Raw genomic sequence first — 20,999 nt, forward strand, 5'->3', positions numbered from 1 at the left:
GGCAACGGCGACGATAGACTCAATGCTGTTGTGCCTGGGTGACAGGGAACATGCCTGTTGAGGGAAGCCTGCCCCCTCTGTCACAGGCAAACTCCCTCGGGACGCGAACGACCTCAGACTTTCTTGTGCTGCTCCACCCATTGACCATAGGCATTGATGAAGCTCTGCAGGAAAGGCTTGACCGACTCCGACAATTTGCCCGCCTCGTCGAACGCCGAACCGGCACCGCCCAGGTAGGCTTCCGGCTGCTGCATCAACGGCACGTTGAGAAACACCATGGACTGACGCAAGTGATGGTTGGCGCCGAATCCGCCGATCGCGCCCGGCGAAACACTGATCACCGCCCCCGGTTTGCCGCTCCAGGCACTCTTGCCATAGGGACGCGAACCGACATCGATTGCATTCTTCATCGGTGCCGGCACCGAACGGTTGTATTCCGGCGTGACGAACAGCACTGCGTCGGATGAACTCACTTGTTGTCGGAAACTACTGTAGGCTGCCGGCGGTGTAGCACCATCGATGTCTTCGTTGTAGAGCGGCAAGTCACCGATTTCGACAATGTTCAGCTTGAGATTGGCCGGCGCCAGGTCCACCAGTGCGAGGGCGACCTTGCGGTTGATCGATTCTTTTCGCAGGCTGCCGACGACTACGGCGACGGTATGGACATTGCTCATGGAAGACTCTCGCTTATCCGTGGGAGGAACCTGAAGTTATAGTTGATCAGATGACGATTCAACCAGTGAACACAGGTATATCTGCGCTCTGATTATTTTTTACACGCAGGAAAACTTACCGTGCTCAGTGACGGTCTACTCCACCGCACATTGAGTGATTTATCTCCAGAGGTTCTAAGCAGATGGCAGCAGTACTCGTCGGTCAGTTCCATGCAAGAGACGCGGAAGGCCGCATTTATTCCGTACATGAGTTCCAGGAATCCACCCCGCCGGCAGACGGCCTGGCAAGCGCGGCGCCTGTCACCACGTACAAACTGGCTATTGGCGATCGCGTGAACAAGCTGGATGAAAATGAATTTCTATTGGTGCAGTCGGGCGTCACCATTACCCGCGAACCGGTAACCAGCACCGCTTCATAACTCGACGTTATGAGCAGAAGTCATAGGCGCAGACTTGGGTTAGGATTCAGTCACTGACTTCCTCACCCTGCTGAACATGGACTTCACGCATGCGCTTACGCCATATCGAAGTGATCCAGGCGCTCTTGCAGACCGGTCACCTGGGCACCGCCGCCGAATGGCTGCAGTTGCCGGTGACCGAAGTCGAGCGCATATTGCGCGACGCCGAGGATCAGCTGGGCTTCATGCTGTTCTCCAGCGTACGCGGGCGCTTGCAGGCCACGCGGGAGGCCCGCGAGCTTCAAGTCGAAATGGCCCGCGTCTACGATGCGCTTGAACCGGTCCAACGCCTGGCCAACAGCCTCAGGCAATACCAGGCTCCGCCCTTACGTATCATTTGTACGCCTCCCCTGGCCCAGCAATTGCTGCCCCAAAGCATTGCGGCTTTGCGCCGACGCCTGCCTGACGCGCCCTGCACTCTGCTCAGCCAACCGACCCGCGACATCGTCCGAAGCCTGCTGCTGCGCGAAAGCGATCTGGGCTTGAGCCTGCATGATCCCGATCGCGCCGAGATTGAATGCCAGGTGATTGCCCAGGGCAAGCTGCAACTGCTCGCCCCCCACGGCTGGCTGCAACCCAGGCAGAAGTACATTTCCCTGCAGGATCTGGCGGGCCAGGCAATGGTCGGGCTGGAAGGGCATGACCCGCTCAGCCCGGCGCTGGAAAACAAACTGCATGCACTGCGTCCGGCTCCGGTGATCCACACACGGGTACAGACTCACCAGATGATGCGCAGCATGGTCGAGGCTGGTGAAGGCCTGGCCATCGTCGACCCCTTCACTGCCCTCGGCGCCAAATCGGCCGGACTCGATGTCTGCCCCCTGGCGCCCGCGGTCCCGGTCAGTCTCTACGCCTTGAGCCTTAAAAACGGCGAGCCCTCGCCCGCCATTCAGACCCTGTTGGCGATCATCACGGAACAAGCCGCGGCGATGCTCGCGAACTGACCGGATTTTCCAGCGGATTATCGAACAATCGATACCAGAACAGCGCCACCTCGGCGGTGTTGGGATCGATGCCCCGATAGCGCAGGTGATCGATGCCGCCGATCACATAACCGCAGCGCTCATAGAGACGACAGGCCCCCAGATTGTTGTTCTGGGTTTCCAGCATGATGCCTGGCAGCTTCTTCTTGCGACTCCAGAACTGCGCCACATCCAGCAGTGCCTTGGCCACACCATGGCGTCGGGCGGGCGCATGCACCGCCAGTTCGTCGATATGGGCAAAGCCATTCCAGTTAGTGCTGACCACTATATGGCCGACCGGCTCGTCATCCAGATACGCCATGAAAATCGCACTGTCGACGGCGTCGCGATAACTGCTGAACTCCTCGGGGTCAATGCCATAGCACTTGCGATAGGGCGTGATCGGCGTGATCGCCCATTGCTCCACTGGCTGACCTATTTCGGGGGTGCCATAGGCGGCGACTTCAAAACTGAAATCACTGCCCCAGATATAGGCGGCAAAAGCTTCGTCGGCAACGCGCACCGACAGCCCCGGGTAAATCGGATTTATGACCGGTTGCATACTGGGAAAGGTCCTCATTCCTTGATGCAATCGACGGTGTAGTGCCGTCCATTGCCCTCATCTTCGTGTTGCAAGCCGTGCACATCGGCGACAAACCCGGGAAAGCTGCTGTCGAACGTGCGAGCAAACTTCAGGTAGTCGATGATCGAGCGGGTCGACTCGGTAAAACGCTCGCCGGGCATGATCAACGGAATCCCCGGCGGGTATGGCACCAACATCACGGCAGCGATACGCCCCTCCAGAGCATCGATCGACACCGCTTCAACTTCGCCACGCACCAATTGATCATAGGCGTCAGCCGGCTTCATGGCGATTTCCGGCAGTACGGTGTACATGCGCTTGAGATGCCGGGCCGTGGCATTGCTGCGATAACAGGCGTGCAATTGGTCGCACAGATCGCGCAGGCCCATGCCCTGATAACGCGCAACATTCTCCTGTGCCACGCACGGCAGGCAATGGGCCAGACTGACGTTGGCGTCGTAGCTGCGCTTGAATTCCAGCAACTCGGTGAGCAGCGTGCTCCACTTGCCCTTGGTGATGCCCATGGAAAACAGCACCAGGAACGAATAGAGCCCGGTCTTTTCCACCACCAGCCCGCGCTCCCAAAGGAACTTGCTGACCACCGCCGCCGGAATCCCGCGCTCGCTGAGGGCGCCGCCTGCGGTCAAACCCGGCATCACCAGGGTGACCTTGATCGGATCGAGCAGCACGTAATCGTCGGTCACGCCGCCAAAGCCGTGCCAGTCGTCCTCCGGTTGCAGCAGCCAGTCTTGCGTGACAACGCGCTCGATGCCTTCCACCGAAGGCGGTTGCCAGATGGAAAACCACCAGTCATCGGCGGCGATGTGCTGGCGCAGATTGGCCAGCGCCCGGCGAAAACTCAGGGCCTCGTCGAACATTTCCTGCAACAGCGAACGCCCGGCAGGCCCTTCCATCATGGCCGAAGCGACGTCCAGCGAAGCGATGATGCCGTATTGCGGCGACGTCGAGATGTGCATCATGAACGCTTCGTTGAAGCGATCGCGATCGAGCTGCCGCGCGCCACCGTCCTGCACATGAATCATCGATGCCTGGCTGAACGCTGCCAGCAGCTTGTGGGTGGAATGGGTGGTGAACACCAGCGGGCCGTTTTCACTGCGTGAAGTGCCCATGCCGTAACGTCCGGCGAAAAACTCGTGGAACGCCGCATAGGCGTACCAGGCCTCATCGAAATGCAGCACCTCGACGCTGGTGCCCAATTGCTGCTTGATCAGCTCGGCGTTGTAGCACAGGCCGTCATAGGTCGAATTGGTGACCACCGCGAGTTTGACCTTGGGCGCCCGCCCCTTGGTCAATGGGCTGGCATCGATCTTCGCCTGGATCGATTCGCGACTGAATTCACTCAACGGAATCGGCCCGATGATCCCCAGCTCATTGCGCTCCGGGCACAGGTACAGCGGGATCGCGCCCGTCATGATGATCGAATGCAGTACCGACTTGTGACAGTTGCGATCGACCAGCACCAGGTCATCGCGCGCGACCATCGAGTGCCAGACGATCTTGTTCGCGGTCGACGTCCCGTTGATGACGAAAAAAGTGTGATCGGCGCCGAAGTTGCGCGCCGCCCGGGCTTCTGCTTCTGCCAGCGGCCCGGTGTGATCCAGCAGCGACCCCAGCTCCGGCACCGACACCGACAAATCCGAACGCAGGGTGTTTTCCCCGAAAAACTGGTGAAACGCCTGCCCCACGGGACTCTTGTGGTAGGCCACGCCACCACCATGCCCAGGCGTGTGCCAGGAATAGTTGGAGTCTGCCGTGTGCTGCACCAGCGCCTTGAAAAATGGCGGCAGCAAGCCATCGAGGTATTTGCGCGCCGCCCGCGCCACCTGGCGAGCGAGAAAGGGCACGGTGTCTTCGAACAGATAAAGAATCCCGCGCAATTGATTGAGCTCGGCCATGGCGTCGGCGGGGGCGTTCTCCAGGGTGACTTGCTCGCCCAGGGCGAAGATCGGCAGGTCCGGCGCGCGCACCCGCGCCAGCCCGATCAACTCGGCCATATTCTGTAACAAATGCGAGCGAGCGCTGGCGTCTTCGGCGGCGATCAACATGCACGAGAGACCGTGATGAGTCGAAGCCACCAAACGCCCTTCGGTGTAGTCCACGGCCGAGACAATGCTGAAGCCTTCCTGCTCCAGCTCCCGGGCAATGCCCCGCACACGGTCACCGGCAACGGTGTCGGCCTTGATGTCGCGGTGGACAATCAATACCGGGAATTTCAAATCTTTATACATGGGACTCAGTGTCCTGAGGCGGCAGGCCAGAGCCTGCCAATAACCTCAGGGTAGAGGGTTGCAGCGGATGTAGCGAGCACGACGCCCCAAAACGGGTCACCGGCATAAAGAAACGACCTAGGCCTGAGCTTCCGCCTCGGCCAACTGCACCCACAGCGCCGGCGCACCTGCCGACTTGGCGATGGCTTCCATGCGTGCCACATGCCGGGCCAGATCGTCTTCGCTGGCGCGAATGATACGGGTCGGCTGGCGGTCGGCGGGCAGACGGCGGATTTCCGTGGCGGAGTTGTCCGCGCCTTCGCCGGAGCCGTTGCCATCGGACGCATTGCCGGCCAGCGACAGGCTGGTCTGGCCGCCGGTCATGGTCAGGTAAACGTCGGCGAGAATCTCGGAGTCGAGCAAGGCGCCGTGCAGTTCACGGCCGGAGTTGTCGACGCCGTAGCGTTTGCACAAGGCATCGAGGCTGTTGCGCTGCCCCGGGTGACGCTCCCGGGCCATGAGCAGGGTGTCGAGGATCGAGCAGTGCTGCGTGATGTCCGCACGGTCGTGCTGGCCCATCAGGGCGAATTCGTTGTTGATGAAGCCAACGTCGAACGCCGCGTTATGGATGATCAGCTGCGCGCCCTTGATGAATTCGAAGAATTCTTCGGCCACTTCGGCGAAACGCGGCTTGCCCACCAGAAACTCGTTGGTGATGCCGTGGACGCCGATGGCGCCTTCATCACTTTCACGATCCGGTTGCAGGTAGACGTGGAAATGCCGACCGGTCAGGCGACGACCGATCAACTCGACACAACCGATTTCGATAATCCGGTGGCCGTCGGTCACCGGCATGCCGGTGGTTTCGGTATCGAGTACAACGGATCTGGTGGCCATCTGATGCTCAGCTCTCAATCGGTCAATCGTGCAAAAGCGGCGATGTTAACACGCTCGCCAAGGTCTTTCAGGTACACCGTGTCGCCCCCCATCGCGAGCCGGCTCGCGATGGCGACGCCCCGGAAATCAGGCCTGCTTGAACCCGCGCACTTCATCCACGCCACGGTTGGCCAGTTGGTCGGCCCGCTCGTTGCCATGGTGGCCGATGTGCCCGCGCACCCATTTCCAGGTGACATTGTGACGGTTGACCTGCTCGTCGAGCATCTTCCATAGGTCAGCGTTCTTGACCGGTTCTTTCGCAGCGGTTTTCCAGCCGCGCTTTTTCCAGTTGGCCATCCACTCGTTGATGCCCTTCATCACGTACTGCGAGTCGGTCACCAGCAGCACGTCGCAGGGACGCTTGAGTTCTTCGAGGCCACGGATCGCGCCCATCAGCTCCATGCGGTTGTTGGTGGTGTTGGTTTCGCCGCCCCAGAGTTCCTTTTCAACACCCTTGCACACCAGTAATGCGCCCCAGCCGCCAGGGCCAGGGTTGCCTTTACAGGCGCCGTCAGTGAAGAGTTCTACGCTATCGCTCATGCCAATCTATCCAGAAAATGCGGTGGCTCGCCGATCGCTGATCGACAATGCCCGAGACCGGGGGCAACCCCGGCCAGGAAATACAAGGTGAATTACGGTTCAATATGACGACGGTTGACCTTGGCCATGGGCAATGGAATCAACTTGCCCATCGGTTCGCGGCGCTCCTGACGCAAGGGTCGCAGGCCGACCACTATCTTGCGCGCCACCAATAAATAGAAGCCGCCGCCAGACAACTGCCAGCGACCGGCCATGCGCTCCCAGCCGGCCAGACGGGTCTGCCAGGCGGGTGACGCGAGCGGCGGACGATAGCACCCGAAGCGGCGTTTCTCCAGCGCGAAGCCCAGCAGATTCAGCCAGTCGGCGACCCGCGACGGGGAAATGCAGCGGGCCTTGCGCAACGCATCATGAGCGAACACATGACGCAGGCCCCAACTGCTCCAGGGATTGATCCCGATGATCAACAGGTGTCCGCCGGGCCGCACGCTGCTCGCCGCTTCGCGCAGCAGTCCGTGGGGCGACAGGCAGAAGTCCAGGCCATGCTGCATGACCACCACGTCGGCGGCATGCTCGCTCAACGGCCACGCCTGCTCTTCGCAGACAATCTCGACCCCTGGCAACGGTGCGCCCAGGCGGACGTTGCGCTGCACCTGCGGTGCCGACGGTGGTGTCTGGGCGGATGGGCCGTAATGCACCAGATAACCGCCGAAAAAGCGACCCAGCTCTTCTTCGAGCATGCGCCGTTCTTCATCCAGCAAAAACTGCCCGAGGGGGCCGGACAGCCAGTCACGGGCCGCGCTGATCAACGCCAGCCAGTCAGGATCAGCCTGAGCGAACGCTTTATCCGTCATTGCATTCTCCAACGCGCCAGGAAGCTCTAAGATGCGCCAATGCTTTCCAATTGGCGAATCCGACGATGATACAGATCACTGCCCTGCCCGCCTTTACCGACAACTACATCTGGTTGTTACAAGATCCCGACACCCGGCGTTGCGCGGTGGTCGACCCCGGCGATGCCGCCCCCGTGCAGGCCTGGCTTGCAGCCAATCCGCAATGGGTGTTGAGCGATATTCTGATCACTCATCACCATCATGACCATGTCGGCGGCGTCGAACAGCTGAAAAAAGCGACGGATGCCACCGTCTACGGCCCGGCCAGTGAAAACATTCCGGCGCGGGACGTGGCCCTCAAGGATAACGACCGCATCCATGTACTGGGCCATGACTTCGACGTCATCGCCGTGCCCGGCCATACCCTGGGGCACATTGCCTATTATCATCGCGGCCTGCTGTTTTGCGGAGATACCCTGTTCGCGGCCGGTTGCGGACGCCTGTTCGAGGGGACGCCCCTGCAAATGTACACCTCGCTGTCGCGCCTCGCGGCCCTTCCCGAAAATACGCTGGTGTACTGCACTCACGAATATACGCTGAGCAACCTGCGTTTCGCCGCGGCGGTCGAGCCCGGCAATCCCGATACGCTGGAACGCCTCGCCACCGTTACCCGCCAACGGGAAACCGGGGTCATCACACTGCCTTCCACGGTGGCCCTGGAAAAACGTACAAACCCGTTTTTGCGTACCGCCGTAACATCCGTTAAAGAAAAAGTGGACGAACGGACCGGCACCGATAACTCTGCGCCCGATATGGTTTTTGCTGCGCTAAGAAGCTGGAAAGACACGTTCTGAGCCGCCTGTACGATGGTGCAAAAACCATGAGTGGTTGACCGTTGGAGGTGCGCTTTCTAGAATCCCCCGACATTTTTGCCCGGAACTTACTTCCAGCCAATGTCGTCATCTATTCGCAAAGCCATCAATTCGGACGCATTGACCCGCCTGGCTCAAGCCATAGCGGTGGCTGTGTCCGCGACCTTGGCGGGCTGTTCCAGCCATGCGCCGCAAACCGATGCGGCACACACTCCGAATATTGCCGCGCGCGCCAAGCAGAAGCCCGTCTGGCTCAGCGAAAAGCCGAGCCCGCAGGTTCCGCAGGACGTCTGGGAGCGCATGCGCCTGGGCTTCCAGTTGCAGGATGGCCTGGGCGTCAACCCGCGCATCGAGCAGCAACGCCTGTGGTTCGCCAGCAACCCGTCTTTTCTCGAAAATGCCGGCGAACGCGGCAGCCTCTACATTCACTACATCATCGAACGTCTTGAAGAGCGCAACATGCCGCTGGAGCTGGCGCTGTTGCCGGTGATCGAAAGCGCCTACAACCCGATGGCCTACTCCCGGGCCGACGCGGTGGGCCTTTGGCAATTCATCCCGTCCACCGGGCGTTACTACAACCTGCGTCAAACCCGCTTCTATGATGGCCGTCGCGACATCACTGCCTCGACCACCGCGGCGATGGATTACCTGACTCGCCTGCACGACATGTTCAACGGTGACTGGCTGCTGGCCCTTGCCGCGTACAACGCGGGTGAAGGCACGGTCAGCCGGGCCATCGAGCGCAATGAAAGGCTCGGCCTGCCTACCGACTACTGGAACCTGCCGCTGCCTGCCGAGACCCAGGCGTATGTACCGAAACTGCTGGCCCTCTCGCAAGTGGTTCTGGCGCCAGAGGCCTATGGCGTGAACCTCAACCCGATCGCCAACGAACCCTATTTCAAAGTCGTCGCAATCAACCAGCGCATGGACCTGTCCAAGGTCGCCGAAGTCGCCAACATCGACGAAGACGAACTGTTCCAGCTCAATCCGGCGTTCAAGCAGCGCACCACCCTCGACGGCCCCCAGCATCTGTTGGTGCCGACCTCCAAGGCGCAGCTGCTGACCACCAGCCTGCAGACCATGCGTCCTGAAGAGTTGATCAGCAAGAAATCACGCAAACCGGTCTTCGAAGGCGCCGACGACATCCAGGTGGCGAGTGCCAAACGCAACTACCGGGTCAAGCGTGGCGATAACCTGGGCACCATCGCCAAGGCCAACAACGTCGACATCAAGGACCTGCAGCGCTGGAACAAGCTGAGTGGCAAGAACCTCAAACCGGGCCAGACCCTGGTTCTTCAGGACACCAGCAAACGCGGTTCCGGACGCATCAACACCGTGGTCGCGGCCAATGCCAGGACCAAGGGCGAGACCAAAAAGCCACAATCCCAATACAAGGTTCAGCAAGGCGACTCGCTGTACATCGTGGCCAAGCGCTTCAACGTTGAAATGCAACACCTCAAGCGCTGGAACCCGCGCGTCGGCCAGGCGTTGAAACCGGGTCAGATGCTGACCGTCGCCAACCCGCATTAAAAAACGAGCCCCTGAATTCAGGGGCTTTTTTTGGCCCGCGATTTTTTCACCCTGCAGGAGCGACCCTGCTCGCGAAAAACCAGAGGGCGCCGTCACGCTTCCAGTTTTACGCGTAATCTCCCAAACCATCGCCAGCAAGCCCGGCCCCTGCAACGGATCAGGTCGGCTTTAAACCCCTGTCTTTTTCCTGTTCATACAAGCTGTTACTGTACGGGCCACAAAGCCCAAGCCGCCCGGATCGGATTCCCTATTTGAAGCATCCCCTCCTCTCGCTCCTGATCTGCCTGGCCTTGAGCTCCACCGCAAGCGCGACGATCAGCGAAAGCCATGGTTATGCGCAGTTCGGCACGCTCAAGTACCCGGCCAGATTTACCCACTTCGACTGGGTCAACCCGCAAGCGCCCAAGGGCGGTACGTTGCGGGTGATGGCGTTTGGCACCTTCGATACGCTCAACCCTTACACCTTCAAGGGCACCAGCCCGGTGACCACGCCGAATTTCCTGCAATACGGCATCAACGAACTCAATGAGCCGCTGATGGTCGGCACAGGTCAGTACGCACCGTCCGGCGACGAACCCGCCTCCAGTTATGGCCTGATTGCCCAGTCGGTGGAGTACAACGAGGACCGCAGCTGGGTGGTGTTCAACCTGCGCCCCGAAGCGCGTTTCCACGATGGCACCCCCATCACCGCCCATGACGTCGCGTTTTCCTACCGTTTGCTGCTCAAGGAAGGCCATCCGCTGTACCGCACCAGCCTCCAGGAAGTGTTGAGGGTCGACATTCTCAATCCACGGCGCATACGGTTCGTCTTCAAACGCGCCGGCAATCCGCTGCTGATCCTGCGCCTGGGCGAGTTGCCGGTACTGCCGCAACACTACTGGAAGGGTCGCGACTTCAAGGCCACCACCTTCGAACCACCACTGGGCAGCGGACCGTACCGCATCACCTCGGTGACACCGGGACGACAGATCGTTTTCGAGCGGGTCAAGGACTACTGGGGCAAGGATCTGGCGGTCAATCGCGGCAAATACAATTTCGACCGCATGGAGGTCGAGTTCTACCGGGACAGCGATGTCGCGTTCGAAGCGTTCAAGGCCGGCGAGTTCGACATTTACATCGAGCACCAGGCGAAGAACTGGGACACCGGCTACAACTTCCCGGCGATACGCCGCGGTGACGTGATCAAGGCGCAGATCCCGCACCAGATCCCGACCCAGAGCCAGGGCCTGTTCATGAACAGCCGCCGGCCGACGTTCTCCGACGTGAAGGTCCGTGAAGCGCTGGGGCTGATGTTCGACTTCGAGTGGACCAACCGCACGCTGTTCAGCGGCGCCTACATGCGCGCCATGAGTTACTACCCCAACAGCGAGTTCTCCGCCACCGGCCTGCCGGTCGGACATGAATGGCTGATGCTCAAGCCCTGGCGCGAGCAGTTGCCGGCGAGGCTCTTCACCGAGCCCTTCAGCCTGCCGCAGACCCAGGGCGCCGGCATCCCCCGGGAAACCCTGCGCAAAGCCCTGGGGCTGCTCGCCGAAGCCGGCTGGAAGCTCAACGGCCAGCGCCTGCAAAACGCCGCCGGGCAACCCTTGCGCCTGGAGATCCTGCTGGTCAATCCGAACCTGGAGCGCATCCTCCAGCCTTACGTCGAGAACCTCGCCAGCATCGGCGTCGACGCCCGGCTGCGCACGGTCGATCGTGCGCAGTACAAGCAGCGCCTCGACCAGTTCGATTTCGACATGATCCTGATGACGCTCAACCAGACCCTAAGCCCGGGCCTGGAGCAATGGCAGTACTTTCATTCCAGCCAGGTCGGGGTCAAGGGCAGCAAGAATTACGCCGGCATCGCCAACCCGGTGGTCGACCACCTGCTCGAACAACTGCTCGCAGCGAAGAGTCGCGATGAGCAAGTGGCCGCCGGCAGGGCCCTGGATCGGGTACTGCTCTGGCAGCACTACATCATTCCCAACTGGTACCTCAATTATCACCGTCTGGCCTACCGCAACCGGTTGGCTTTCGTCACCACGCCGCCCTACACCCTGGGCCTGAGCGCGTGGTGGCTGAAATCTTCGGAGAAAGATCAATGAAACCTGTAAGCGCCCTGCTCCTGCAGGCCAGCGCCCTGTTGTTCGCCGGGCTGGCCTGTGCCGCCCCGCAGCATGCCCTGACCCTGTACAACGAGCCGCCGAAATACCCGGCCGATTTCAAACACTTCGATTACGTCAACCCGGATGCCCCCAAGGGCGGAAAATTCCGCCAGGCCGGGTTTGGCGGCTTCGACAGCCTCAACCCGTTCATCAGCAAGGGGGTGGCCGCCGACGACATCAATCTGATCTACGACACCCTGGCCAAACAGGGCCTGGATGAACCGTTCACCGAATATGGCCTGGTCGCCGGCAAGATCGAGAAAGCCCCGGACAATACCTGGGTGCGTTTCTACCTGCGCCCGCAAGCGCGATTCCACGATGGTCATCCGATACGCGCCGAAGACGTAGTGTTCAGCTTCCAGACCCTGATCAAGGATGGCGCCCCGATGTACCGGGGCTACTACAGCGATGTTGACGACGTCGTCGCCGAGGATCCGCTCACGGTACTGTTCAAGTTCAAGCACGGCAACAACCGCGAACTGCCGCTGATCCTCGGCCAGTTGCCGGTACTGCCCAAGCATTGGTGGGCCACCCGCGATTTCAACAAGGGCAACCTGGAAATCCCCCTGGGCAGCGGCCCCTATCGGGTCAGCGAAGTGAAGGCCGGGCGTTCGGTGCGCTATGAGCGGGTCAAGGACTACTGGGGCAAGGATCTTCCGGCCAACCGTGGTTTCTACAATTTCGACGTGATGACCACCGATTACTATCGCGACAACACCGTCGCGCTGGAGGCGCTCAAGGCCGGGCAGTTCGATTACTGGCTGGAGATGACCGCCAAGAACTGGGCCAACGCCTACAACATCCCGGCGGTCACCGAGGGCCGCTTGATCAAGGAGCAGATCCCCAACGGCAACCCCACCGGCATGCAAGGCTTCGTGTTCAACCTGCGTCGCCCGATGTTCCAGGATGTACGCGTGCGTCAGGCCCTGACACTGCTGCTGGATTTCGAATGGACCAACAAGCAATTGTTCAACGGCGCCTACGCGCGAACCCGCAGCTACTTCGAAAATTCGGAAATGGCCGCCACCGGCCTGCCGGACGCCGATCAACTGGCGATCCTCGAGCCGTTCCGCGGCAAGATTCCCGAACAGGTATTCAGCGAAGCCTTCCAGAACCCGGTCACCGATGGCAGCGGCATGATCCGCGCCCAGCAGCGCAAGGCCTATCAACTGCTGCAAGAGGCCGGCTGGCGCATCGTCGACGACAAAATGGTCGACGCCAGCGGTAAACCGGTGACGATCGAGTTCCTGCTGGCCCAGACCGAATTCGAGCGGGTGCTGTTGCCGTTCAAGCGCAACCTGAGCGACCTGGGCATCGACCTGGTGATCCGCCGGGTCGACGTCTCGCAGTACATCAACCGCGTGCGCTCGCGAGACTTCGACATGATCGTCGGCAGCTTCCCGCAGTCCAACTCGCCGGGCAACGAACAGCGCGAGTTCTGGATGACCGCTGCCGCCGACAAACCGGGCAGCCGCAACTCCATGGGCCTCAAGGACCCGGTGGTGGACCAACTGGTGGAACAATTGATCAACGCCGATTCGCGCAAAAGCCTGGTGGCCCATGCCCGCGCACTGGACCGGGTGTTGCAATGGGGCTATTACGTGGTTCCCAACTGGCACATCAAAACCTGGCGCGTGGCCTACTGGAACCACATCGGCCATCCCAAGGTCTCGCCTAAATATGACATCGGCACCGCCACCTGGTGGGTCAAGCCCGATGCCAAACCGGCCATAGAGATCGAAACCAAATTGCAAGCCGACCCTGCGGGCACGGAGTAATCAGATGCTGGCGTATATTTTTCGGCGACTGCTGCTGATCATTCCGACCTTGTTCGGCATTTTGCTGATCAACTTCGTGATCATCCAGGCCGCCCCCGGCGGGCCGGTGGAGCAGATGATCGCCAAGCTCGAAGGTTTCGAAGGCGCCACCAGTCGCATCGCCGGTGGCGGTGCCGAAGTCTCGGTGGCCGGCTCTGCCTATCGCGGCGCCCAAGGCCTGGACCCGGCGCTGGTCAAGGAAATCGAGCACATGTACGGCTTCGACAAGTCGGCGCCGGAACGCCTGTGGATCATGGTGAAGAACTATGCGTCCCTGGATTTCGGCGACAGTTTCTTCCGCGACGCCAAGGTCATCGACCTGATCAAGGAAAAGATGCCCGTGTCGATCTCCCTCGGGCTGTGGAGCACCCTGATCATGTACCTGGTGTCGATCCCGCTGGGGATCGCCAAAGCCACGCGGCACGGCAGTCACTTCGACGTCTGGACCAGTTCGGCGATCATCGTCGGCTACGCGATCCCGGCGTTCCTGTTCGCCATCCTGCTGATCGTGGTGTTTGCCGGTGGCAGCTATCTCGACTGGTTCCCGTTACGCGGGCTGACGTCGAACAACTTCGATGAGCTGAGCATGGGCGGCAAGGTGCTCGACTACTTCTGGCACCTTGCGCTGCCGGTGACCGCGCTGGTGATCGGCAACTTCGCGACCATGACCCTGCTGACCAAAAACAGCTTCCTCGACGAAATCAACAAGCAGTACGTGGTCACCGCCAAGGCCAAGGGCCTGACCCGCCATCGCGTGCTCTACGGCCATGTGTTCCGCAACGCCATGCTGCTGGTGATCGCCGGGTTCCCGTCGGCGTTCATCGGCATCTTCTTCACCGGTTCGCTGCTGGTCGAAGTGATCTTCTCCCTCGACGGCCTCGGCCTGATGAGTTTTGAAGCGGCGATCAACCGCGATTACCCGGTGGTTTTCGGCACCCTGTTCATCTTCACCCTGCTGGGGCTGGTAGTGAAACTGATCGGCGACCTCACCTACACCTTTGTCGATCCGCGCATCGACTTCGAAAGCCGGGAGCATTGAGATGAACCTGTCCCCTCTCAATCGCCGACGCTTCGAACTGTTCAAGGCCAACAAGCGTGGCTGGTGGTCGCTGTGGCTGTTTCTGATCCTGTTCGGCGCCAGCCTCGGTGCCGAACTGATTGCCAACGACAAACCGCTGGTGGTGCATTACGACAACAACTGGTACTTCCCGGCGCTCAAGCGCTACCCGGAAACCACCTTCGGCGGCGAATTCCCGCTGGAAGCCAACTACAAGAGCCCGTACATCCGCGAACTGCTCAAGGCCAAGGACGCCTGGGTGCTGTGGGCGCCGATTCCCTACAGCTACCAGAGCATCAATTACGACCTGAAAGTCCCGGCACCGGCGCCCCCCTCGACCGATAACCTCCTGGGCACCGACGACCAGGGCCGCGATGTGTTGGCCCGGGTGATCTACGGCTTCCGCATTTCGGTGTTGTTTGCCCTGACGCTGACCTTGTTCAGTTCGCTGATCGGCGTCATCGCCGGTGCCCTGCAGGGTTTCTACGGTGGCTGGGTCGATCTGGCCGGCCAGCGGTTCCTCGAAATCTGGTCCGGGTTGCCGGTGCTCTATCTGCTGATCATCCTGGCCAGTTTCGTCCAGCCGAACTTCTGGTGGCTGCTGGGCATCATGCTGTTGTTTTCCTGGATGAGCCTGGTCGATGTGGTGCGCGCCGAATTCCTGCGTGGGCGCAACCTGGAATACGTACGCGCGGCCCGGGCGCTGGGCATGCAGAATGGAGCGATCATGTTCCGCCACATCCTGCCCAACGCCATGGTCTCGACCATGACCTTCATGCCGTTCATCCTGACCGGCGCCATCGGCACCCTCACCGCCCTGGATTTCCTCGGCTTCGGCCTGCCGGCGGGCAGTCCTTCCCTGGGGGAACTGGTGGCCCAGGGCAAATCCAACCTGCAAGCACCGTGGCTCGGCATGAGCGCGTTTGCGGTGTTGGCGTTGATGTTGAGTTTGCTGGTGTTTATCGGCGAGTCCGCTCGCGACGCCTTCGACCCGAGGAAGTGAAATGAATCAGGACAATCTGATCGAAGTGCGCGACCTCGCCGTCGAGTTTGTCGTCGGCGACCACTGCCAGCGTGTGGTCGAAGGGGTCAGTTTCGACATCAAGCGCGGTGAAACCCTGGCCCTGGTGGGCGAAAGCGGCTCCGGCAAATCGGTGACCGCCCACTCGATCCTGCGCCTTCTGCCCTACCCGCTCGCGCGGCATCCGTCGGGCACCATCGCCTATTCCGGGCAAGACCTGCTGAGCCTGAAAGAGAAAACCATCCGCCACATCCGCGGCAACCGGATCGCAATGATCTTTCAGGAGCCGATGACCTCGCTCAACCCGCTGCACTCAATCGAGAAGCAGATCAACGAGGTATTGAGCATCCACAAGGGGCTGGTTGGAAAAGTCGCGACCAGGCGCACCCTGGAGTTGCTGGAGATGGTCGGCATCCCCGAGCCGCACAAGCGCCTCAAGGCCCTGCCCCATGAGTTGTCCGGCGGTCAGCGCCAGCGAGTGATGATCGCCATGGCCCTGGCCAACGAGCCGGAACTGCTGATCGCCGACGAGCCGACCACCGCGCTGGACGTGACCGTTCAGCTGAAAATCCTCGAATTGCTCAAGGAACTGCAGGCCCGCCTGGGCATGGCGTTACTGCTGATCAGCCACGATTTGAACCTGGTGAAAAGAATTGCGCATCGCGTATGTGTCATGCAGCGCGGTTGCATCGTCGAACAGGCATCGTGCGAAGAATTGTTCCGCGCGCCGCAGCATCCGTACACCCGGATCCTGCTGGCCGCAGAGCCCAGCGGCACGCCGGCAACCAATGTGGTTGGCCCGCCGTTGCTGACGGTCGAGGACCTGAAAGTCTGGTTCCCGATCAAGAAAGGCCTGCTGAAAAAGACGGTGGATTACGTCAAGGCAGTGGACGGCATCAATTTCAGCCTGCCTCAGGGTCAGACCCTGGGGATCGTGGGAGAAAGCGGTTCCGGCAAGTCGACATTGGGTCTGGCGATCCTGCGGTTGATCGGCAGCAAAGGCACCATCCGTTTTGAAGGCAAGCAGCTAGACTGCCTGACGCAACAACAGGTTCGACCGTTGCGCCGGGAAATGCAGGTGGTGTTCCAGGACCCCTTCGGCAGCCTGAGCCCGCGGATGTGCGTAAGCCAGATCGTCGGCGAAGGCCTGCGGATCCACAAGATGGGCACCGAGGCGGAACAGGAACAAGCGATCATTGCGGCACTCAAGGAGGTAGGACTGGACCCGGAAACCCGGCACCGCTACCCCCACGAATTTTCCGGTGGGCAACGGCAGAGAATCGCCATAGCCCGGGCATTAGTGCTAAAACCGGCGTTGATTCTGCTGGACGAGCCGACTTCGGCCCTCGACCGCACCGTGCAACGCCAAGTGGTGGAGCTTTTGCGTTCACTGCAAAGCAAGTACAACCTGACGTATCTGTTTATCAGCCATGACCTGGCTGTCGTCAAAGCGCTGAGCCACCAGCTGATGGTGGTCAAGCATGGCCAAGTGGTCGAACAGGGAGACGCGCAAAGCATTTTTGCCGCCCCCCAACATCCGTATACACAGCAGTTGCTCGAAGCCGCTTTCCTGGCTCCAGCCACTGCGCAATAACCTGAAAGAGAGGAGCAACACATGGGTTTTCTCGCCGGTAAGCGCGTACTGATCGTCGGTGTCGCCAGCAAGCTGTCCATCGCATCCGGCATCGCTGCCGCCATGCATCGCGAGGGCGCTGAGCTTGCCTTCACTTATCAGAACGACAAACTGAAAGGTCGTGTCGAAGAGTTCGCACAAGGCTGGGGTTCGAGCCCTGAGCTGTGCTTCCCGTGCGATGTGGCCAGCGATGCGGAGATCGCCAAGGTCTTCGAAGAACTGAGCAAGAAGTGGGACGGCCTGGACTGCATCGTGCACTCCGTCGGCTTCGCCCCGGGCGACCAACTGGACGGCGACTTCACCGAAGCCACCACCCGTGAAGGTTTCCGCATCGCTCACGACATCAGCGCCTACAGCTTCGTGGCCCTGGCCAAGGCCGGTCGCGAAATGATGAAAGGCCGCAACGGCAGCCTGCTGACCCTGTCGTACCTGGGTGCCGAGCGCACCATGCCTAACTACAACGTGATGGGCATGGCCAAGGCTTCCCTGGAAGCCGGCGTACGTTACCTGGCCGGCTCCCTGGGCCCGGACGGCACCCGCGTCAACTGCGTATCGGCTGGCCCGATCCGTACCCTCGCCGCTTCCGGCATCAAGAACTTCCGCAAGATGCTGGCCGCCAACGAAGCGCAAACCCCGCTGCGTCGCAACGTCACCATCGAAGAAGTCGGCAACGCCGGCGCCTTCCTGTGCTCGGACCTGGCGTCCGGCATCAGCGGTGAAATCATGTACGTGGACGGTGGCTTCAACACCACGGCCATGGGCAACATCGAAGAGTGATCTTCGGTTAGCCGATAAAAAACCCGCCGCTTCAGGCGGGTTTTTTTGTGCCTGCGATGTCAGGACGGCACGCCCTTTGTAGGAGCGAGCCTGCTCGCGATGGTCGTTAACGATGATGCGTTTTGTCAGGATGAAACGGGGTGGTCTGAAGTCCATCGCGAGCAGGCTCGCTCCTACAGGGGTGTGTGCATGAGGCAGTCTGCAAACAACTGCTGAATCGGCTGAGTCCGCTGGCTATAGCGCTGCAACAGCACAATCTCGCGATAAAACGTCAACTCGCCCAGGCGGATCACCCTCACCCTCGCCCCATGCTCGAGCCACAACCCGGCTTCGGGCAGCAACGAAACCCCCAAACCGCATTCGACCATCTTGACGATGGCTTCCAGTTCATCCAGCTCCAGCGCCACTTGCACATCAATTTGCTGTTCACGCAGAAACCGGGTCACCAGGCGTCCGCCGAACGAGTTGCGGTCGTAGCGTACATGGGGATGCTCGGCGAGCAGTTGCAACGGCTCGTCGCCTTCGAGCTCCGCCGGGACGATCAATACAAACGGCTCGCGCCGAATCACTTGCGCCGACAGTTCCTTGGGCAGGTCGAACGGCGGCTTGATCAGGATCGCCAGATCGACTTCGCCGGTGTCCACCTGGCTCAACAGATTGAGCGACACCCCCGGCACCAGTTTTGGCTCCAGCAGCGGTGCCTGCTGACGCAAACGCAGCAACGCCTGGGGCAGCAATCCGGTCTGGGCCGTGGCCACCGCGCCGATTTTCAGCTCGCCACGGTATTCGCTCACATCGTCGCTGACTGCCATGCGGCTGAAGGTGTCCAGGATCTCGCGGGCCATGGGCAACGCACGCTGCCCCGCCGCATTGAGCAACGCCTGACGTCCGGTGCGATCGAACAGGCGAATGCCGAGGGCCTGTTCCAGGTTGCGCATCTGCGCACTGACCGCCGACTGTGTCAGGCCGATGTGCATGCCCGCTGCCGCAAACGTGCCGTAGCGGGTCACCGCGATAAAGGTTTTCAGTTCCCGCAGCATAGGGCCCCCGATTGATCGAAATAATTTGAGCTCGGCGCAAAAACTATCGTCTTTCAATCGAAAAGCACAGGGCTACACTCAGCCTGAATTCAGCAGATTGAGGCCCTCCCGATGCAGCTCTCCCCTTTTCACCTCGCCATTCCCGTCTATGACCTGCCGGCCGCGCGACACTTCTATGGCAGCGTGTTCGGTCTTGAAGAAGGTCGCTCCAGCGAACATTGGGTCGATTTCAACTTTTTCGGCCACCAGTTGGTGATTCACCTGGCACCGAAAAACGCAACCCAGGAAGCCGCCCACACCAACGCCGTGGACGGCCATGACGTGCCGGTGCCGCATTTTGGCGTGGTGCTGGGAATGACGGAGTGGGAGGCGCTGGCCGAACGGCTGAAGTCGCTGGGGACGCGCTTCGTGATAGAACCGGGGATTCGTTTCCAGGGGTTGGTGGGTGAGCAGGCGACCATGTTTCTGTTTGATCCCTGCGGCAATGCGCTGGAGTTCAAGGCGTTCAAGGATATCGGGCAGTTGTTTGCCAAATGACGATGTAGATCGTCTGTCAGGGCCCCATCGCGGGCAGGCCCGCTCCCACAGTGGACTTATGCAGCTCAAAAAATCAATGTGGGAGCGAGCCTGCTCGCGATGGGGGTTGCCGCCCCAACACCGCACTAGCGGCCCAACACCGCTTCCACCTCAACCAAAAGCTCTTCAATCGAGCCATGCAGCACCGTGTCGTACTCGATCTGCCCGATGCTGAAGCGAATGTCATAACCGCGATGCACCGTGGCATTGCGCTCGTCGAGCATTTCTTCGAGTCGCGCCTTGATCGCCTTGATGTCCACCGCGCTGGACCCCGCCAGCAAGGCGACGAAGGTGGCACCGTCCAGTCGACCGATCACGTCGCTTTCCCTGAAACCTATGCGTAGCACGTCGGCAAAGGTTTTCAGCGCATCGTCGCCCTCGGCGCGACCGAACAGGTAGTTGATGCGCTTGAAGTCGTCGAGGTTGAAAAACAGCAACGTCGCCGGCCGGCCCAGTTGCTGGCAGACGTTCAGCCCCAGTTGGGCCAATGCGATGAAACCGTGCCGATTGGACAGCAGCGTCAACTCATCCATGCTCGCCATCTGCACGCCGATCAGTTCCTGCTCAGCCTGTCGGGCCAGGTCGCGCAGCAGTTCGCGCTCCTGCAATGGCGTGCGCATGGGGTCTGCGCAGACGCTTGACGGGTAAGTCTTGCCTGGGATCAGCATAAGTTGCTCCTGTGGCGACTCTGTACGTTAGAGTCGCCCAGAACCGGTTTGACTCCCGGTTGACGCACCGTTGGTCAGCTCCCCAGCGGACAGGGCCCTCCCGCGTCCGCCCAAACCTTGAATTGATCGACGAAAATAGCGTGGGGCACCGGCACCGGCTCGCGATTGCCCCCGGGATTCCACCCCCACAGCACCAGTTTGTCCTCGCTGACATGCTTGATCAGCGCCGCGAAATCACGATCGCCGTTGCTTGAACGGTCCTTGATCATGGCGCACAACTTGTCGGGCGGCAGGCCAATCCAGGCCATTTTTTGCGCCGCCGGGGGCAGGCTCCAGTGGGGCGCCCCCGGCGGTGCCTTGGGGCCGTAGCTGGGCGGTGGATTGGCCTCGGCGTGGCAGGTTGCGCAGGGCAACCCGGCGGCACCCTTGCCATCCAGGCCACGCACCACATTCATCCCATGGGGTTTTCCGGCGTCGAACTGCAGCGGCGAATCGCCGGGAATGTGGCAGTTCTGGCAACGCGGACTCTGGAAAACCTTCTGCACGGTTTCGAAGGCTTTCAAGGCTTCGCGGTCATCGGCGAACAGCTCGGTTGCATAGATAAACAGGCAAATCAGCAATAGCGAACCCAGCAACCAGTGATGGCGTTTCAT

20 protein-coding genes are annotated in these 20,999 nt (G+C 60.7%); 11 read left to right on the forward strand and 9 right to left on the reverse strand.

All coding sequences use genetic code 11. The features are described 5' to 3' along the window. Positions 1-113: 113 nt before the first annotated feature. Positions 114-674, reverse strand: coding sequence for an NADPH-dependent FMN reductase (locus ACX3YF_RS25845; RefSeq protein WP_130211368.1), 561 nt, complete (start codon positions 672-674; stop codon positions 114-116). Positions 675-856: 182 nt separating this feature from the next. On the opposite strand from ACX3YF_RS25845, the gene ACX3YF_RS25850 reads away from it, so the two are divergent. Both ACX3YF_RS25850 and ACX3YF_RS25855 read left to right on the forward strand, forming a co-directional pair. After that, complete coding sequence (locus tag ACX3YF_RS25850) at positions 857-1,093, forward strand: hypothetical protein (RefSeq protein ID WP_103405638.1); 237 nt, start codon at positions 857-859, stop codon at positions 1,091-1,093. 89 nt (positions 1,094-1,182) lie between these two features. Then, entirely contained in the window at positions 1,183-2,076 is an 894-nt protein-coding gene (locus ACX3YF_RS25855; protein WP_458974546.1) for a LysR substrate-binding domain-containing protein, read from the forward strand. Here the strand turns inward: ACX3YF_RS25855 and ACX3YF_RS25860 are convergent. The 5 genes from ACX3YF_RS25860 to ACX3YF_RS25880 form a co-directional block, all read right to left on the reverse strand. Then, a complete protein-coding gene (locus tag ACX3YF_RS25860; protein ID WP_130211366.1) occupies positions 2,042-2,656 on the reverse strand; it encodes a GNAT family N-acetyltransferase in 615 nt (204 codons plus the stop codon). The genes ACX3YF_RS25855 and ACX3YF_RS25860 overlap by 35 nt on opposite strands. 14 nt (positions 2,657-2,670) lie before the next feature. Then, positions 2,671-4,926, reverse strand: a complete 2,256-nt coding sequence (locus ACX3YF_RS25865) for an Orn/Lys/Arg family decarboxylase (protein WP_130211365.1) — start codon at positions 4,924-4,926, stop codon at positions 2,671-2,673. A gap of 117 nt (positions 4,927-5,043) precedes the next feature. Then, on the reverse strand, positions 5,044-5,802 hold the full coding sequence (gene dnaQ / locus ACX3YF_RS25870) for a DNA polymerase III subunit epsilon (RefSeq protein WP_090320833.1): 759 nt from the start codon (positions 5,800-5,802) through the stop codon (positions 5,044-5,046). A 126-nt stretch (positions 5,803-5,928) separates the two neighbouring features. Then, positions 5,929-6,381: a ribonuclease HI gene (gene rnhA / locus ACX3YF_RS25875; RefSeq protein WP_047528325.1), complete on the reverse strand. Its 453-nt coding sequence runs from the start codon at positions 6,379-6,381 to the stop codon at positions 5,929-5,931. Between the two features lie 92 nt (positions 6,382-6,473). Further along, the gene (locus ACX3YF_RS25880) at positions 6,474-7,232 is read right to left on the reverse strand and encodes a class I SAM-dependent methyltransferase (RefSeq protein WP_130211364.1); all 759 of its coding nucleotides are present in this window, start codon (positions 7,230-7,232) and stop codon (positions 6,474-6,476) included. 65 nt (positions 7,233-7,297) lie between these two features. Between ACX3YF_RS25880 and gloB the strand changes: the two genes are divergently transcribed. The 8 genes from gloB to fabI all read left to right on the forward strand — a co-directional run bounded on the left by gloB (position 7,298) and on the right by fabI (position 18,062). After that, on the forward strand, positions 7,298-8,065 hold the full coding sequence (gene gloB, locus ACX3YF_RS25885) for a hydroxyacylglutathione hydrolase (RefSeq protein ID WP_130211363.1): 768 nt from the start codon (positions 7,298-7,300) through the stop codon (positions 8,063-8,065). Between the two features lie 99 nt (positions 8,066-8,164). Beyond that, on the forward strand, positions 8,165-9,613 hold the full coding sequence (locus ACX3YF_RS25890) for a transglycosylase SLT domain-containing protein (RefSeq protein WP_130211362.1): 1,449 nt from the start codon (positions 8,165-8,167) through the stop codon (positions 9,611-9,613). 251 nt (positions 9,614-9,864) lie between these two features. Beyond that, positions 9,865-11,697, forward strand: a complete 1,833-nt coding sequence (locus ACX3YF_RS25895) for an extracellular solute-binding protein (RefSeq protein WP_458974547.1) — start codon at positions 9,865-9,867, stop codon at positions 11,695-11,697. Next, positions 11,694-13,535 carry an extracellular solute-binding protein gene (locus ACX3YF_RS25900; RefSeq protein ID WP_448646518.1) on the forward strand — a complete coding sequence of 614 codons (1,842 nt, stop codon included), beginning with the start codon at positions 11,694-11,696 and terminating at the stop codon, positions 13,533-13,535. The genes ACX3YF_RS25895 and ACX3YF_RS25900 overlap by 4 nt, the downstream gene beginning before the upstream one ends. A gap of 4 nt (positions 13,536-13,539) precedes the next feature. Then, positions 13,540-14,613: a microcin C ABC transporter permease YejB gene (locus ACX3YF_RS25905; protein WP_448646517.1), complete on the forward strand. Its 1,074-nt coding sequence runs from the start codon at positions 13,540-13,542 to the stop codon at positions 14,611-14,613. Between the two features lies 1 nt (position 14,614). Further along, entirely contained in the window at positions 14,615-15,634 is a 1,020-nt protein-coding gene (locus tag ACX3YF_RS25910; protein WP_130210695.1) for an ABC transporter permease, read from the forward strand. 1 nt (position 15,635) lies between these two features. After that, a complete protein-coding gene (locus ACX3YF_RS25915; RefSeq protein WP_458974548.1) occupies positions 15,636-17,246 on the forward strand; it encodes an ABC transporter ATP-binding protein in 1,611 nt (536 codons plus the stop codon). 21 nt (positions 17,247-17,267) lie between these two features. Continuing rightward, positions 17,268-18,062, forward strand: a complete 795-nt coding sequence (gene fabI / locus ACX3YF_RS25920) for an enoyl-ACP reductase FabI (protein ID WP_007937760.1) — start codon at positions 17,268-17,270, stop codon at positions 18,060-18,062. Between the two features lie 173 nt (positions 18,063-18,235). Here fabI and ACX3YF_RS25925 read toward each other — a convergent pair whose 3' ends face one another. Continuing rightward, positions 18,236-19,102, reverse strand: a complete 867-nt coding sequence (locus tag ACX3YF_RS25925; protein WP_130210699.1) for a LysR family transcriptional regulator — start codon at positions 19,100-19,102, stop codon at positions 18,236-18,238. A gap of 111 nt (positions 19,103-19,213) precedes the next feature. On the opposite strand from ACX3YF_RS25925, the gene ACX3YF_RS25930 reads away from it, so the two are divergent. Continuing rightward, positions 19,214-19,639, forward strand: a complete 426-nt coding sequence (locus tag ACX3YF_RS25930) for a VOC family protein (protein ID WP_130210701.1) — start codon at positions 19,214-19,216, stop codon at positions 19,637-19,639. A 125-nt stretch (positions 19,640-19,764) separates the two neighbouring features. Here the strand turns inward: ACX3YF_RS25930 and ACX3YF_RS25935 are convergent, their stop codons facing one another. Together ACX3YF_RS25935 and ACX3YF_RS25940 are read right to left on the reverse strand one after the other, a co-directional pair. Continuing rightward, complete coding sequence (locus tag ACX3YF_RS25935; RefSeq protein ID WP_288098212.1) at positions 19,765-20,346, reverse strand: GGDEF domain-containing protein; 582 nt, start codon at positions 20,344-20,346, stop codon at positions 19,765-19,767. Between the two features lie 74 nt (positions 20,347-20,420). Then, complete coding sequence (locus tag ACX3YF_RS25940) at positions 20,421-20,999, reverse strand: hypothetical protein (protein ID WP_458945410.1); 579 nt, start codon at positions 20,997-20,999, stop codon at positions 20,421-20,423.

The sequence above is a fragment of the Pseudomonas fluorescens group sp. PF-69 genome (assembly GCF_054481235.1).

Excerpts from the sequence above, each read along its gene's own strand:
- ACX3YF_RS25845 (WP_130211368.1), bottom strand. The coding sequence starts at position 674 with ATGAGCAATGTCCATACCGTCGCCGTAGTCGTCGGCAGCCTGCGAAAA.
- ACX3YF_RS25850 (WP_103405638.1), top strand. The coding sequence starts at position 857 with ATGGCAGCAGTACTCGTCGGTCAGTTCCATGCAAGAGACGCGGAAGGC.
- ACX3YF_RS25855 (WP_458974546.1), top strand. The coding sequence starts at position 1,183 with ATGCGCTTACGCCATATCGAAGTGATCCAGGCGCTCTTGCAGACCGGT.
- ACX3YF_RS25860 (WP_130211366.1), bottom strand. The coding sequence starts at position 2,656 with ATGCAACCGGTCATAAATCCGATTTACCCGGGGCTGTCGGTGCGCGTT.
- ACX3YF_RS25865 (WP_130211365.1), bottom strand. The coding sequence starts at position 4,926 with ATGTATAAAGATTTGAAATTCCCGGTATTGATTGTCCACCGCGACATC.
- dnaQ (WP_090320833.1), bottom strand. The coding sequence starts at position 5,802 with ATGGCCACCAGATCCGTTGTACTCGATACCGAAACCACCGGCATGCCG.
- rnhA (WP_047528325.1), bottom strand. The coding sequence starts at position 6,381 with ATGAGCGATAGCGTAGAACTCTTCACTGACGGCGCCTGTAAAGGCAAC.
- ACX3YF_RS25880 (WP_130211364.1), bottom strand. The coding sequence starts at position 7,232 with ATGACGGATAAAGCGTTCGCTCAGGCTGATCCTGACTGGCTGGCGTTG.
- gloB (WP_130211363.1), top strand. The coding sequence starts at position 7,298 with ATGATACAGATCACTGCCCTGCCCGCCTTTACCGACAACTACATCTGG.
- ACX3YF_RS25890 (WP_130211362.1), top strand. The coding sequence starts at position 8,165 with ATGTCGTCATCTATTCGCAAAGCCATCAATTCGGACGCATTGACCCGC.
- ACX3YF_RS25900 (WP_448646518.1), top strand. The coding sequence starts at position 11,694 with ATGAAACCTGTAAGCGCCCTGCTCCTGCAGGCCAGCGCCCTGTTGTTC.
- ACX3YF_RS25905 (WP_448646517.1), top strand. The coding sequence starts at position 13,540 with ATGCTGGCGTATATTTTTCGGCGACTGCTGCTGATCATTCCGACCTTG.
- ACX3YF_RS25910 (WP_130210695.1), top strand. The coding sequence starts at position 14,615 with ATGAACCTGTCCCCTCTCAATCGCCGACGCTTCGAACTGTTCAAGGCC.
- ACX3YF_RS25915 (WP_458974548.1), top strand. The coding sequence starts at position 15,636 with ATGAATCAGGACAATCTGATCGAAGTGCGCGACCTCGCCGTCGAGTTT.
- fabI (WP_007937760.1), top strand. The coding sequence starts at position 17,268 with ATGGGTTTTCTCGCCGGTAAGCGCGTACTGATCGTCGGTGTCGCCAGC.
- ACX3YF_RS25925 (WP_130210699.1), bottom strand. The coding sequence starts at position 19,102 with ATGCTGCGGGAACTGAAAACCTTTATCGCGGTGACCCGCTACGGCACG.
- ACX3YF_RS25930 (WP_130210701.1), top strand. The coding sequence starts at position 19,214 with ATGCAGCTCTCCCCTTTTCACCTCGCCATTCCCGTCTATGACCTGCCG.
- ACX3YF_RS25935 (WP_288098212.1), bottom strand. The coding sequence starts at position 20,346 with ATGCTGATCCCAGGCAAGACTTACCCGTCAAGCGTCTGCGCAGACCCC.
- ACX3YF_RS25940 (WP_458945410.1), bottom strand. The coding sequence starts at position 20,999 with ATGAAACGCCATCACTGGTTGCTGGGTTCGCTATTGCTGATTTGCCTG.